Source organism: Providencia sp. PROV024, assembly GCF_032709665.1.
GTDB classification, from domain to species: Bacteria; Pseudomonadota; Gammaproteobacteria; order Enterobacterales; family Enterobacteriaceae; genus Providencia; species Providencia huashanensis.
This window is the reverse complement of sequence record NZ_CP120545.1, coordinates 2,651,472-2,667,138: the sequence shown is the minus strand read 5'-3', so window position 1 is coordinate 2,667,138 and position 15,667 is coordinate 2,651,472. Positions and strand designations below refer to the sequence as shown.

General features: G+C 40.1%; 12 protein-coding genes. 10 read left to right on the top strand and 2 right to left on the bottom strand.

What is annotated here, in order from left to right:
- Positions 1-93: 93 nt before the first annotated feature.
- Positions 94-1,029, top strand: a complete 936-nt coding sequence (gene fruK / locus P3L56_RS12370) for a 1-phosphofructokinase (protein WP_042844300.1) — start codon at positions 94-96, stop codon at positions 1,027-1,029.
- Positions 1,030-1,124: 95 nt separating this feature from the next.
- Here the strand turns inward: fruK and nfo are convergent, their stop codons facing one another.
- A complete protein-coding gene (gene nfo, locus P3L56_RS12365) occupies positions 1,125-1,970 on the bottom strand; it encodes a deoxyribonuclease IV (RefSeq protein WP_042843412.1) in 846 nt (281 codons plus the stop codon).
- Positions 1,971-2,070: 100 nt separating this feature from the next.
- Positions 2,071-3,150: a YeiH family protein gene (locus P3L56_RS12360; protein WP_048607451.1), complete on the bottom strand. Its 1,080-nt coding sequence runs from the start codon at positions 3,148-3,150 to the stop codon at positions 2,071-2,073.
- A gap of 193 nt (positions 3,151-3,343) precedes the next feature.
- Between P3L56_RS12360 and yieE the strand changes: the two genes are divergently transcribed.
- From yieE to dld, 9 genes are all read left to right on the top strand, one after another.
- Positions 3,344-4,207 carry a DNA-binding transcriptional regulator YeiE gene (yieE, locus tag P3L56_RS12355; RefSeq protein ID WP_042843414.1) on the top strand — a complete coding sequence of 288 codons (864 nt, stop codon included), beginning with the start codon at positions 3,344-3,346 and terminating at the stop codon, positions 4,205-4,207.
- Between the two features lie 282 nt (positions 4,208-4,489).
- Positions 4,490-5,980, top strand: coding sequence for an amino acid permease (locus P3L56_RS12350; RefSeq protein WP_071548173.1), 1,491 nt, complete (start codon positions 4,490-4,492; stop codon positions 5,978-5,980).
- A 253-nt stretch (positions 5,981-6,233) separates the two neighbouring features.
- Positions 6,234-7,373 (top strand): ABC transporter substrate-binding protein, encoded by a 1,140-nt coding sequence (locus P3L56_RS12345; RefSeq protein WP_042843416.1) that lies wholly within the window; start codon positions 6,234-6,236, stop codon positions 7,371-7,373.
- 100 nt (positions 7,374-7,473) lie between these two features.
- The gene (locus P3L56_RS12340) at positions 7,474-8,484 is read left to right on the top strand and encodes a FecCD family ABC transporter permease (RefSeq protein ID WP_410480081.1); all 1,011 of its coding nucleotides are present in this window, start codon (positions 7,474-7,476) and stop codon (positions 8,482-8,484) included.
- Positions 8,478-9,266: an ABC transporter ATP-binding protein gene (locus P3L56_RS12335; protein WP_094301210.1), complete on the top strand. Its 789-nt coding sequence runs from the start codon at positions 8,478-8,480 to the stop codon at positions 9,264-9,266. The genes P3L56_RS12340 and P3L56_RS12335 overlap by 7 nt, the downstream gene beginning before the upstream one ends.
- Before the next feature lie 261 nt (positions 9,267-9,527).
- Positions 9,528-11,510 (top strand): ligand-gated channel protein, encoded by a 1,983-nt coding sequence (locus P3L56_RS12330; protein WP_272686052.1) that lies wholly within the window; start codon positions 9,528-9,530, stop codon positions 11,508-11,510.
- Between the two features lie 349 nt (positions 11,511-11,859).
- Positions 11,860-12,072 (top strand): hypothetical protein, encoded by a 213-nt coding sequence (locus tag P3L56_RS12325; protein WP_042843419.1) that lies wholly within the window; start codon positions 11,860-11,862, stop codon positions 12,070-12,072.
- Positions 12,062-13,447, top strand: coding sequence for an APC family permease (locus P3L56_RS12320; RefSeq protein ID WP_166685169.1), 1,386 nt, complete (start codon positions 12,062-12,064; stop codon positions 13,445-13,447). The genes P3L56_RS12325 and P3L56_RS12320 overlap by 11 nt, the downstream gene beginning before the upstream one ends.
- 467 nt (positions 13,448-13,914) lie before the next feature.
- Positions 13,915-15,654 (top strand): D-lactate dehydrogenase, encoded by a 1,740-nt coding sequence (gene dld, locus P3L56_RS12315; protein WP_048607443.1) that lies wholly within the window; start codon positions 13,915-13,917, stop codon positions 15,652-15,654.
- Positions 15,655-15,667 lie beyond the last annotated feature (13 nt).

Genomic DNA, 15,667 nt, shown 5'->3' with positions numbered 1-15,667 from the left:
AAATACAAATATCACTGAAAACAATATGCTTTAATGTTATAACTATGATTATATTTTAAGATACGATAATCATGATAAGGGAGATTAGTGGTTATGACTCGCCGGGTTGCTACAATTACATTAAATCCTGCTTACGACCTTGTAGGGCTGTGTTCTACAATCGAAGTTGGTGAAGTCAATTTAGTCAAAACCGCTAGCCTCAATGCGGGTGGTAAAGGTGTAAACGTAGCGAAAGTGCTGCGTGATTTAGGCATTGATATCACAGTTAGTGGTTTTATGGGGAAGGATAACCAAGAAGAATTCCAACATTTTTTCAGTGAAAATGGGATGGCTAATCGCTTTAGTATGGTACCGGGACGTACACGTATTAATGTAAAACTTACTGAAAATAATGGGGAATCAACAGATTTTAATTTTTCAGGTTTTGATGTAAGTAAAGAGGATTGGAACCGCTTTTCTACAGAGTCATTAAATTGGCTAGGCCATTTTGATATGGTTGTCGTTAGCGGCAGTTTACCAAATGGTATTGACCCTGAAGAATTTACTCGTTGGATGACCAGACTTCGGCAATTATGCCCATGTATTATTTTTGATAGTAGCCGGGAGGCCTTGAAAGCCGGTCTTAAAGCATCACCTTGGTTAGTAAAACCGAATAGACATGAATTAGAGAGCTGGGTTGGTAGAAAACTTCCTGATTTAAAAGATGTTATTGCAGCAGCCCATGAATTACGTGATAAGGGCATTTCTCATGTTGTCATTTCATTAGGAGAAGAAGGGGCTTTGTGGGTAAATGCCTCAGGGTCTTGGTTGGCCAAACCACCTCATTGTGATGTGATAAGCACGGTAGGGGCTGGGGACTCAATGGTTGCTGGGCTTGCTTATGGTTTACTCAATGGGGAGTCGAGTGAGCATACATTACGTATGGCGACGGCTATTTCCGCGTTATCAGTTTCTCAGCCCGATGTTGGGCTAAAAAATCGTAATAAATTAGCGGATATGATGGCTAAAATTGAGATGAAATCATTGTAATTGGTGAAAAATAGCCAGTTCGCGGCATTAACAATGTGGTGTTTTCGATATTATAGTCAAGCTCTAGGGCTAACCTAGAGCTTAACAATAAAGTATTAGTTTTGTTGCTGAGATTTCAACCATGCAATTTCTTGCGGCCAAATATCAGGGTTGATCGTTTCTAAAATCAAAGGGATACCATCAAAACGCTTATCTTGCATAATGTAGGTGAATGGTGTGAAGCCAATATTTCCCTCACCTAAACTATGATGGCGGTCAACACGGCTGGCGAATTCGCTTTTTGCATCATTAAGGTGCATTCCTTTTAGAAATTCAAAACCGACAATGTCAGAAAATTGTGTAAAGGTGTTATCGCAATCTTCAATCGTGCGTAAATCGTAACCTGCTGCGAACGCGTGGCAAGTGTCAATACAAACGCCAACACGGCTTTTATCTTTTACACCTTCAATAATTTTAGCTAAGTGAGTGAAGTCAAACCCCAAGTTAGTACCTTGCCCTGCCGTATTTTCAATAACAGCAGTGACACCTTCTGTTTCAGCAAGAGCAATATTAATCGACTCGGCAATTCGAGCTAAGCAGTCATCAACCTCAATTTTTTTTAAGTGGCTTCCAGGATGAAAGTTAAGTAAACCGATGCCTAATTGTTCACAACGTTGCATTTCATCAATAAATGCAACCCGTGATTTTTCCAAAGCTTCAAACTCTGGGTGACCTAAGTTTATTAAGTAACTGTCATGGGGGAGAATTTGCTGTTTGCCATAACCGTATTTTGTACAGTTATCTTTAAACTTGCGGATCACTTCTTCACTTAGTGGTGCGGCTTTCCACTGGCGTTGGTTTTTAGTGAATAACGCGAAAGCCGTTGCTTCGAGTTCATGGGCGCGAATAACAGCCTGATCAACGCCACCAGATGCGCTGACGTGTGCTCCAATATATTTCATTTTTGACTCCTTTTTGTGGGAGTATGCCATTAATAAGCTAATAAATGAAATCAACAAAAAAGCCACCAGTTAAGGTGGCTAATAATAAGAATATAAATCGTTAAAAGATATTTTGGATCATCACATTAATTAATAACCCACCCACAATTAACCAAACAAATAAAATCAATGCCATCAGTAACGGCTTAATACCTGCTTGGCGAATGGCACTAACATGGGTGGTTAAGCCTAATGCGACCATCGCCATTGCGAGTAAAATAGTATCTAATGCGATGATTTGTTGAACTAATACACTAGGCAATAAGTGTAATGAATTAAAACCTGCTACAACGATAAAGAATACAGCAAACCAAGGAATAGTAATTTTGCTTTTTTGGTTGCTTGCCGTTTGATTGTGGCTTGCTTTTCGACTCAAAAAGGCAGATAAAATAATTAAGAACGGTGCAAGCATCATGACACGGATCATTTTAGCGATCACGGATGCATTTTCTGCGTCAGTACCTATGGTGTGACCAGCAGCAACAACTTGTGCAACTTCATGAACCGTTGAGCCAATATAAATACCAAATGTTTCTTCAGTCGCAGGGAACCAACCAAAGTGGGCATTTAATTGGTACATCCAAGGGTAGACAAATATACAGATTGTCCCGAATATGACGACAGTTGAAACGGCAACCGCGACTTTACTTGCGGAGGCTTTTACCACCGGTTCAGTTGCCATGACTGCTGCAGCACCACAAATACTGCTTCCTGCACCAATCAGCAATGTTGTTTCTTCATCAAGACCGAATACTTTTTTACCCAGCCAATAAGCTAATAAGAATGTCGATGTTAATGTTAAGGCATCAATGATGACGCCTGTTGCACCTACATCAGTAATTTGCTGAAAAGTAAGACGGAACCCGTACAGAATGATCCCCGCTCGAAGGAAATAGTGCTTAGCAAATTTAATACCACTGTCACAAGATTTGCTCGCAACAGGATAAAAAGTATTACCAACAACGATGCCTAATAAGATAGCAAGGGTTAATGCACCTAAACCGATATCCATAAACCAAGGCTGTTCGCCGAGGTAAATTGAGATAGCCGTTAAAATACCAGCTAAAATAATGCCAGGTATTAATTTAAAAATAGGATGCAGGCTATTTTGCTCTAAGCTGTTAGCTTCACTTTTATTCATGACAATGCTCTTCATTACCGCTTATAAGATTTGGTAATAAGCATATAATAAAATCAATAATAATTTAAATTCATTATTTGTGTATAATCTATCGAAAAAATTGATTATAAGTTTCTTCTGGAATATTGCTAATAAATCATTAATATTAACAATATTATTACAAATACTAAAAATCACGTTGGGGCTTACCTTTATGCGAATTACACTTAGGCAACTTGAGGTCTTCACGGAAGTATTAAAAAGTGGCTCCACGACGCAAGCATCTCAATTATTAGCACTTTCTCAATCTGCAGTAAGTGCGTCGCTAACGGATTTAGAAGGTCAATTAGGTGTTCAGCTATTTGACCGCGTGGGTAAACGACTTGTTACAAACGAGCACGGAAGGCTTTTATACCCTAAAGCATTAGCATTATTAGAACAAGGGTTAGAAGTCGAGCAATTATTTAAGAAAGAGATGGGCGCCGTGCGTCTCGCAGCAAGTACGACGATTGGCAACTATATGCTACCGGAAATTTTAGCGGGTTATCGTCATGACCACCCTGATATTCCTTTGGAACTGTTTATTAGTAATACAGAAGAAGTTATCAAAGGTGTCATGGAGTTTAGAGCCGATGTCGGTTTAATCGAGGGGGTTTGCCATAGCCCTGAGTTGATTTCTAAACCGTGGTTAAAAGATGGATTGGTTGTTTTTGCTTCACCACAAAACCCACTAGCAAATAAAAAAGTATCACTAAAAGATTTACAAGATGCTCCATGGATTTTGCGGGAAAGGGGCTCAGGGACAAGAGACGTTCTTGACCAACTATTATTTGCTCACCTTCCCGGGTTTCATATTTTAATGGAGCTTGGAAATTCAGAAGCGATTAAACATGCTGTTCGTTTCGGTATGGGGATCAGTTGTTTATCAAGGCGTGTTATTGAAGAACAATTGGAAAATGGTTCATTAGTGGAATTAGAAATAGAAGAACTGCAATTAGAAAGAACCTTATATTTGATTTACCATCGTCAAAAGCACCTTTCGAACGCGATTACTAATTTGCTAGCCTACTGTAATTAAAAATCCTCGTCATCTTTTAACTTGTCGCGTTGTTAGCTGCAATCGACTATCCAAATCACATACTGGTGTATGCTCCTTGGATAGTCTCATTTGCCGTCTAGCGACAAGCCAAAATATTTAGAGGATTGCAATGAATGTGTTGTGATTGCGATAACGCGTTTTACTTATAATTTGCTACGGATTATGAAGGTATCTTATAACAGCAAAGAGTTGCTTAGTTCTGGCAGTCTATTTTGCTAGAATTCCTCCGATATTAGCTGAATAATAAAATACAGGGAACAAATGTCAGAACAACATACCAATACTATCTCGCAAGGCGGCCCACAAAAGCTACGCCGTGAATTAAAAGCACGCCACCTTGCGATGATTGCTATCGGGGGCTCAATCGGTACCGGTTTATTTGTCGCATCAGGTGCAACCGTTGCACAGGCAGGTCCTGGTGGGGCACTTCTTTCATACGCTATCATCGGTTTAATGGTTTACTTTTTAATGACCAGCTTAGGTGAGTTAGCTGCTTATATGCCAGTTTCAGGTTCATTTGCGACCTATGGTGCTAAGTATGTTGATGAAGGCTTTGGTTTCGCATTAGGTTGGAACTATTGGTATAACTGGGCGGTCACTATTGCGGTTGACCTTGTAGCAGCGCAATTAGTGATGACTTATTGGTTCCCAGATACCCCCGGCTGGATTTGGAGTGCAATATTCCTTGCTATTATTTTCTTGCTAAACTTTATTTCAGTTAAAGGGTTTGGTGAGGCTGAATATTGGTTCTCCTTAATTAAAGTCACTACCGTCATTATTTTTATTGTCGTGGGCGTGTTAATGATTTTCGGCATCATGAATGGTGCAGAAAATGCAGGATGGCATAATTGGGAAATCGGTGATGCACCTTTTGCTGGTGGCTTTTCAGCGATGATTGGTGTTGCAATGATTGTTGGTTTCTCCTTCCAAGGTACTGAACTAATCGGTATTGCTGCAGGGGAATCAAAAGATCCGGCAAAAAATATTCCAAAAGCGGTACGTAAGGTTTTCTGGCGTATTCTGTTATTTTACATTTTTGCAATTCTGATTATTAGTTTGATCATTCCTTATACCGACCCTAATTTATTGCGTAATGACGTTAAAGATATCAGTGTAAGTCCATTTACATTGGTATTTGAAAATGCAGGTTTACTCTCCGCAGCGGCAGTAATGAATGCCGTCATTTTAACCGCGGTTTTATCGGCGGGTAACTCAGGGATGTATGCATCCACCCGTATGTTGTATACCTTAGCGCGTGAAGGTAAAGCTCCGCGTATTTTTGCCCGCCTATCAAAAGGTGGCGTACCACGCTATGCTTTATTAGCTACAACAATTATTGCCGGTCTATGCTTTTTAAGTTCGATGTTCGGTAATCAAACCGTTTATTTATGGTTATTGAATACGTCGGGAATGACGGGTTTTATTGCATGGTTAGGAATTGCGATTAGCCATTATCGTTTCCGTAGAGGGTACATCGCACAAGGTAAAGATCTTAACGATTTACCATATCGCTCAGGCTTCTTCCCGGTCGGCCCTATTTTTGCATTTATTTTATGTTTAACGATTACGTTAGGTCAGAACTATCAAGCCTTCTTAGAAGATAGGATTGATTGGGTTGGGGTAACAGCGACTTATATCGGAATTCCGCTATTTTTAGCCATATGGTTTGGTTATAAAATTGCCAGAAAAACCACATTTATTCGCTATAAAGACATGAACTTTCCAAGTTACAAAGAAAATTTAGATAAATAAAATTCGTATCTTGTTTACTAAAATAGCACCTCCATTGAGGTGCTATTTTTTTATCACGCCAGAATAAAATGTTAGAAGTGCCAAATTAGCAGGTTAATTTGGCAAGATGCATAACTTTTCGATATGGCTCACACAATTTCATTGAGTTAAGTCATGTTAGATTCAATAATCGTATTGATAAGTATTCTTATTTGCTTTATTGTTACCGCAATAAAAAATTCAGTCAATGAGGTTGATGGTGGAGCTTAATACTATGTCGTCGGTAGCCAAGAAATCAGTAGCTAGGTCGGTAGTAAAAGGAATAAGTTTAGCATTATTAGTGAGTGCAAGTTTGAACTCGTGGGCCGCTACTGTAACTGATGTTGCAGGCCGTACTGTTGAAGTCCCTGATAATGTTAACCGTATTTTACTTGGCGAAGGGCGTTTATTTAGCGCTATAGCTCTCCTTGAAGGTGATAAACCCATTGAACGTATCGTAGGCTGGCAAGGGGATTTGCGTAAATTAGACCCGCAAACGTATGCGGTTTATAAAGCGAAATTTCCAGAAATTGATAATATTCCTCTAATTGGTAATACCAGTGCCGATAGTGTCAGTTCAGAAAAAGTATTAACACTAAATCCCGATATCGCCATTTTTGGTCTGTCAGGGCATGGTCCGGGCAAAAATAGTGAGTTAGTGAACCAGTTAGAAAAAGCGGGTGTGCCTGTCATTTTTGTCGATTTCCGTGATAACCCATTGAAAAATACATTGCCGAGTATGCGTTTACTCGGTCAAGCGTTAAATCGGGAACAGGTAGCCAATAAATATATCGATTTTTATGAAAAAAACCAAAAGCTAGTCACCGATATTACCGCTAAAGTTCCGGAAGATAAAAAACCGACGGTGTTCATTGAATTAAGAGCCGGTGCTTTTGAAGATTGTTGTGGTACTGCAGGTGACGGTAACATGGGGAACTTTATTGACTTAGCGGGTGGGAAAAATATTGCTAAGGGGGTATTGCCCGGCGCATTAGGTACAATGAACCTTGAGAAGGTCATTGCATCAGACCCCAGTATTTATATCGCATCTGGTGTCAAAGCACCGGGTAGCAAAGATGTTGGTGTTCAATTAGGTGCTCAAGGTACCTTAATTGATGCGAAAGAAAGTCTAAAAAGGGTCACAGAACGTAAAGGCATTAATTCATTATCAGCCATTAAAGATAAGCAAGATTACGCTATCTGGCATAACTACTATAACTCTCCATACAATGTGATTGCGACACAAGTATTTGCTAAATGGTTTTATCCTGAGCAATTTGCGGATTTAGACCCGCAAAAAACACTTGAACAGCTGCACAGTGAGTTTCTCGCTGTAGAACCAAGTGGTGTATATTGGGTCAGCGAAAAGCAATGAGAGTAGGTGGGAATTAATGAGTATTACAAGTGAACCGATAGCAGCTGCAGAGCAAGCCATCAAACAAGCTGATAATGGTGTGAAGCAGCATTATCAAAATATGTTACGCCGTAGGCTAATATGGATTGGGGTTATTGTTGCTGCAATTTTATTATCTTTAATTATTGATTTTACGTTGGGCCCTTCGGGCTTATCTCTTGAACGATTGTGGCAAACCTTGGTAACACCAGAAACGGTGGATGCAGGGACTCGGGTTATTGTTTGGGATATTCGGTTGCCATATGCATTGATGGCTGTTGTTATCGGTATGTCATTAGGGCTTGCTGGGGCAGAGATGCAAACGATTTTAAACAACCCGCTGGCGAGCCCATTTACTTTAGGTGTATCAAATGCGGCGGCTTTTGGTGCTGCTCTAGCCATTGTTTCAGGTATCGCAATTCCAGGGGTGCCTGACCAATGGGTAATATCGGCAAATGCCTTTATTTTTGCACTACTAGCAGCGTTGATGCTAGATGCGGTTACCCGCTGGACTCGAGTTGCTACTTCCGGTGTGGTTTTATTTGGTATAGCTTTGGTATTTACATTTAATGCATTGGTTTCCATGATGCAATTTATTGCGACGGAAGATACCTTACAAGGGCTTGTTTTCTGGACGATGGGGAGCCTTTCAAAAGCGACATGGGTAAAACTGGGCGTGATGGCGCTAGCTTTCGCCTTAGTTTTCCCAATTGCGATGATGAGTTCATGGAAGTTAACGGCCTTAAGGCTCGGTGAGGATAGGGCTATTAGCTTCGGTATTGATGTCCGGCGGCTAAGGCTGACAACGTTATTGCGGATCAGTATTTTGTCTGCATTGGCGGTTGCGTTTGTTGGGCCGATTGCCTTTATTGGGCTGGTTGCACCACATATTGCCCGTTTGATATTTGGTGAAGATCACCGCTTTTATCTGCCAGCAAGTGCATTAATTGGAGCATTAATTTTATCGATGGCATCTATTGCCTCGAAGAACATTATTCCAGGTGTGATTATTCCTGTGGGTATTGTGACATCGTTAGTGGGTGTTCCGTTCTTCTTAAGTATTATTTTACGTCATCGGGGTAATGTATCATGAGTGGTTTGATTATTAACCAATTTAATGCAGGCTACCCAAAACGTGCAGTGATTGAAAACTTATCGACCGATATTTTACCCCGAGGAAAGATCACGGTATTACTTGGGCCAAATGGGAGTGGTAAATCAACATTATTACGCTCTTTAGCTGGCTTAAATAAGGCAACGGGGCAGTTATTATTGGACGGCTTGGATCTCACGCAGCAGAATTTTGCTCAACGTGCGCAAAATGTGGTGTATTTACCGCAAACATTACCTGCGGGGGTTCACTTATATGTTTTAGAGTCTGTGATTGTTGCTCAGCGTGCCTCGGGTGGTTTGAGTAATCAAAATAATAAAGACGAAGTCATGCATTTATTACGCCAACTTGGTATTGAACATTTGGCATTAAGTTATTTAGATCAACTTTCAGGTGGCCAAAAACAATTAGTCGGTTTGGCACAATCATTAATTCGTCAACCAAATTTATTATTATTGGACGAACCTTTAAGCGCTTTAGATTTAAATTATCAATATCATGTGATGGATTTAGTGGCAAAGGAAACTAAACGTCGAAATATAATTACCGTTGTGGTTGTTCATGATATTAATATTGCGTTAAGGCATGCGGAACATGTATTAATGCTTAAGCAAGGGAAACTCATCGCACAGGGAGAGCCTGCTGAGGTTATCACGCCTGAAAGCCTTGCAGAGGTTTACGGTGTAAGAGGGCGTATTGAAAGGTGTTCGCAAGGGGTACCTCAAGTGTTAATTGATGGGCTAGTTGATAAATTAGCAAGTTAATACCGCACAATAAATGATGTGCTTGTGGCGTCGTGCGGCAAGCACATTAATAAAGAAAAAGGGGCAATATAAAAAAACAAACGAATTAAATATTAAGATTAATTACCCACAGGAAATTTAATTGATTTATAAATGGTTTTTTACCATGAATTTCTTATGGGTATTTAAATATCCAAATAATAAAAAGCGTTTTAAAATTTAATGCAATCAATGTGAGCAAATCAATTCATATATAAAAAAATATCTCTTGGAGAGTTGGGAATGGTTGTTTTTAATAAAAGAAAAGTTGCAATTAGCATAATTGCCGCTATCGCTGCGACACCTGCATTTGCTGATGACAGTAAAGATAAAATCTATGTAACGACTGCATCAGGTTATCAGCAAAAAATTGAAGATGCCCCAGCATCCATTTCAGTAGTAACGCGCGAACAACTTGAAACTAAAGCTTACCGTGATGTGACTGACGCTTTAAAAGATGTACCGGGTGTTTTAGTTACCGGTGGCGGCAGTAGCTCTGATATTAGCATTCGTGGTATGGATGCTAAATACACCATGATTTTAATCGATGGTAAACGTATTGATACACGCAGCACTCGCCCAAATAGTGATGGTTCTGGTATTGAACAAGGTTGGTTACCACCATTACCCGCCATTGAGCGTATTGAAGTAGTACGTGGCCCAATGTCATCGTTGTATGGTTCGGATGCGATGGGTGGGGTAATTAATATTATCACTCGCCGTGTTCAACAAGAGTGGACCACAAGTTTACGAGCGGATACTACACTAACTGAACGCAAAAATTCAGGTAATACAGGGCAAGGCAGCTTTTACACCTCAGGTCCATTAATTGATGGTTTACTTGGTGTGAAACTACAAGGCCAATATTCGCATCGTGGTGAAGATAAAATCATTAATGGTTTTAATCGCCAAATCATGGCGAGTGGTGGAGCAACGGTATCGTTGACTCCAGATGACAAAAATACCTTCGACGCAGAATTTAAACGTGATAACCAACATCGTGATGACCGTGAGGGTTATATCAGCAAAAGAGGCGACGGTAGCGGTTTTAGCAAATATGAGTTGACTCATATGGCATTAACCCATACGGGTATTTATGATATTGCATCAACAGATACCTATGTTCAATACGATGAGACAAAAAACCCAGGCCGTAAAATGACGGCAGAAGACCTTGTTTTCCGTAATCAAAGTGTCTTTTTATTGGGTGATCATAGTTTAAGCCTTGGTGGTCAATATCGTAAAGAGAAGTTGAAAGACGAAGGTAATAAATTTAAACAGTATAATAAGCTTGAACGATATAGCTGGGCGTTATTTGCAGAAGATGAATGGTTAATGACCAATGATTTTGCGTTAACCGGTGGTATTCGTATGGATAAAGACGAAAACTACGGTTCACACTGGACTCCACGTTTATATGGTGTGTGGCATGCTGATGAACAGTGGACAATTAAAGGTGGGGTAACTACAGGTTATAAAGCACCAAGCTTGCGTGAATCGTCCGCAAACTGGGGACAAGCAACAGGCGGTAGTGCAGGAAATGCCGTTATTTATGGTAATCCTGATTTAAAACCAGAGAAAAGTATTACTGAAGAAATAGGTGTTATTTGGAACAATCAGGATAATATTACTGCTGGGATAACTATCTATAACACTGACTTTAAAGATAAAATTACTGAAATTAGGCGTTGTGAAGAAAATAGTAGTACAGTAAGAGCATGTACAGTAGCTCAAGATGGTGAAGGTGACAAGCCTAACAAACCGTATCGTTTCATCAGCGATAAAGCGAACGTTGATAAAGCAAGAATGCGTGGTGTTGAACTCACCTTCAACTGGCGTATTGTGGATGATTTAAGCTTTGCAGCTAACTACACGTATACTGATACTGAACAAAAAAGTGGTGTAAATAAAGGTAAGCCATTAAATAAACAGCCTAAACATATGGCTAACTCCACATTGACATGGCAAACTACTGAAGATTTAGAAACATGGACGCGTATGAATTTCCGTGGTAAAACCTCTGAATACCAAGGTCGTGGACAAAAAATGTCAAGTGGTACAGCATCTTATGCTTTATTTGATTTAGGTGCGAGTTATCAGCTTAACAAGAACGCGAACATTGTTGGTGGTGTCTATAACGTATTAGATCGCCGAATCGATAATGCGACTTACGGTGCTGAATTAGAAGGCCGTCGTTACAATATCGGTATCAACTACAACTTCTAATCGTATAATTAATCTCGATTAATCCAAACCCTTTGGCTTCTACCAAAGGGTTTTTTGCTGATTAAAACCATAAGAAAAAAAAGTTATAAGCAGATAGGGCAAAAAGTCAGAAATAATCAAAATTTCTCATCGAAAATAGGGTGATTTGTTAACAATTTAACTTGCTATTTGTGGTTATGGCGTGCAAAATGCGCGAACTAAAAAATAACTGATGCTTAATCAAATGAAGCATCGGTTTTTTTGTTTTTAGGAACGTTCATTCTAGCGGGGCCGGACATAGAGCCGGAGAGATAATTTTAATATTTACGTGTAGCAAACATTTTACGCTACCGATTTGAGGAATGCTTTTATGGCTTACTTTTTCGCATTCGCAGCAGGGCCAGGCGCTGGCGGCTGCCGTATCGATGACTACGGGGCTCTCGGTGGCTTCGCTCACACGCCTTTCTCCCTTTCTTCGTTTTTCTCTGCCTATAGGCAGATGCAAAGTCTTCCCAGTAACTGTCGATTAAGCCGAAGTAGTATGCAATCGAAAGTTATGGGAGGGCTTGATAATGTCAAATAATACTCCAATTCCATTAGACATTGGTCACAACCAAACCGGTGCGAATAATCGCGTACAACTTGCAAAAACGTTAACGCTTGTACAAGTGGTCATGATAGGTATCGCCTATATCCAACCGATGACCATCTTCGATACTTTCGGTATGGTATCAGATAAGACCGGTGGACACGTTCCAACTTCATACATTATTGCATTAGCGGCGATACTGTTTACGGCTCTGAGCTACGGTAAGCTGGTGAAACGCTTCCCATCTGCTGGCTCAGCGTATACTTATGCTCAAAAATCAATGAGCCCGCATATCGGCTTCTTGGTGGGCTGGACATCTTTGTTGTCCTACATTTTCATGCCAATGATTAACATATTATTGGCTAAAATTTATTTGCAAGACATTTTCCCCAATGTGGAGCCAGCGATATTTGTCGTTGGGCTGGTTATTTTAATGACCGCGGCTAACTTACGTGGTATCAACGTAATCGCCAACCTAAGTACAGTCATTGCGATTATCCAAATTGGGGTAATGGCCGTGTTTACAGGCTTAGTGATCCACGGTGTTTCAAATGGCGAGGGGTCGGGAGAAATTTGGACCTTTAACCCATTTGGTAATGAAAAAACTGAAATGATCCCATTGATAGCTGGGGCTACCATTTTGTGTTTTTCATTCTTAGGCTTTGACGGTTTAAGTTCATTGTCAGAAGAAACGCCAAACGCAGGTAAAGTGATCCCTCGTGCTATTTTCTTAACGGCACTTATTGGGGGGGTTATCTTTATTACGGTTTCCTTCTTCTTACAACAATATTTTCCAGACGTATCACGCTTTAAGAATATCAATGAAACTCAGCCAGATATTATGCGCTTTGTTGCTGGTGCATTCTTCCAGTCAATTATTTTGGTATTCTCATGCGTGACAGTATTAGCTTCAGGAATGGCAGCCCACGCAGGTAGTGCTCGTTTAATGTATGTAATGGGCCGCGATGGGGTATTCCCAGAAAAAGTTTTTGGCTATGTTAGTCCAACATGGCGTACACCGGCATATAACGTATTGATGGTCGGTTTCTTAGCGTTAGGGGCAATTTGGTTTGAAATGGATTTTGCGACCGCATTAATCAATTTCGGGGCATTAATAGCATTTACCTTTGTTAATATTTCTGTGATTAGCCAATTCTTTATCCGTGAACGTCGGATGACAGGTTTCAAAAATATTTTGAATTACTTAATTTTACCTGTTATAGGTACACTAACAGTGTGCGTTTTATGGTTAAATATTGAAGAAGATTCAATGGTTTATGGACTGATTTGGACAGCAGTTGGTTTAGTTTATATGGCTATACTGACTCGCATGTTTAAGCGGCCTATGCCGCAGATGAGTGACGTGTAACTCTATTCTTCATATTTCGCGCTGTAGCTGCGTTGCGTTCTCAAAACGACATGGGTCACATACTTATGTATGCTCCCCATGATCGTTTGGCTCCGCGCCTTGCTACAACGCGAACTATTTTGAATATACAGATTCAAGAAAAAGACAATCTATTCTTCATACTTCACACTGTAGCGGCGTTGCGTTCTCAAAACGACATGGGTCACATACTTATGTATACTCCCCATGATTCGTTTGGCTCCGCGCCTTGCTACAACGCGAACTATTTTGAATATAGAGCTGCTAGGAAGTCGTTCAAATCAGTACGAAATTAAAAATAGCGCCTTGGGCGCTATTTTTTTGCCTGTTAAGAATTATTTAAGATAAAACGTGTAGCCTATCAACATCATAATATTATGTGATACTGTTGTTACAATGAATAGTTCACAAATCATCATAAACATGAATTCGATTAAGAAGGCACACAAATGAATGATGTAAAAAAACCTGAGAATCAACGATTATTACTCACCCTCAGGAATATTGTTGGTAAGAAAAACATTCTAACAGAACCTCATAAGACAGAACGTTATCGCAAAGGTTTTCGATCAGGCGTTGGGGATGCAATAGCGGTTGTATTCCCTACAACACTGCTTGAGCAATGGCATGTATTTAAAGCGTGTGTTGAAGCCGATAAAATTGTTTTAATGCAGGCGGCAAATACCGGGCTGACAGAAGGCTCAACACCAAGCGGTTATGACTATGATCGCGATATTGTGATCATCAGTACACTACGTTTGAACCAAATACAAGTCCTTCCTGAATTCAATCAAGTGGTTGCGATGCCGGGAAGTACGTTATATGACTTAGAGAAGATTCTTAAACCCTTGGGGCGTGAACCACATTCGTTGATTGGCTCATCTTGTATTGGTGCATCTGTTGTGGGCGGGATTTGTAATAGTTCTGGTGGCTCCTTAGTGCGTAGAGGCCCCGCTTATACCGAGCTTGCGTTGTATGGCCGAGTAAATGATGATGGTAAAGTGGAACTTGTGAACCATTTAGGTATTGATTTAGGGAATACCCCAGAAGAAATACTGACTAACTTACAAAACCGGGGTTATAGCAGCGAAGATGTCCATGTTAGCGAAAAACTAGCTTCTGATCATGAATATGCACAGCGTGTTCGTGATGTTGATGCAGATACGCCGTCTCGCTTTAATGCTGATGAACGCCGTTTATTTGAAGCATCCGGTTGTGCCGGTAAATTAGCAGTATTTGCAGTTCGTTTGGATACTTTTCCAGCGGATAAAAAAACACAAGTATTTTATATTGGCTCAAATAACCCCGATGTTTTAGAAGATATTCGTCGCTATATTTTGAGTGAGTTTAAAAATTTACCCGTAGCGGGTGAATATATGCACCGTGGTTGTTTCGATATTGCAGAAATTTACGGTAAAGATACCTTTTTAATGATAGATAAATTTGGCACGGATAAAATGCCAATGTTTTTCACGATAAAAGGCCGTATTGATGCGGTATTAAATAAAGTCCCATTTTTACCCTCTAATTTAATTGACCGTACTATGCAAGTACTGAGTAAATTATGGCCATCCCATTTGCCGCCGCGAATGAAAGAGTTTCGTGACCGTTATGAACATCATCTAATGCTAAAAATGGCAGGTGATGGGATTGATGAAGCTAAAGTTTGGTTAAAGTCATATTTTGCAACCGCGGATGGTGGTTATTTTGAATGTACCCCAGAAGAAGGTGCGAAAGCTTTCTTACATCGTTTTGCAGCTGCGGGGTCAGCAGTACGATACCATGCGGTACATAATAAAGACGTAGAAGATGTTTTGCCGTTAGATATTGCGTTACGACGCAATGACAGAAACTGGTTTGAAACGTTACCACCGGAAATTGAAAAGTTATTAGTCCATAAACTGTATTGTGGTCATTTTATGTGCCATGTTATGCACCAAGATTATGTGTTGAAAAAAGGTGTGGACCCAAAAGAATTAAAAGAAAAAATGTTAGCGCTATTAGATGAACGAGGGGCGCAATACCCAGCAGAACACAATGTTGGTCACTTATATAAAGCGGCACCACAGTTAAAATCATTCTATAAGCAAGCGGACCCAACGAATACGATGAACCCAGGTTTAGGGAAAACAACGAAACGGAAAAATTGGGAAGGGGATTGCGGTTGTAGCCATTCTAATGAACATTAAAACCACATTAATC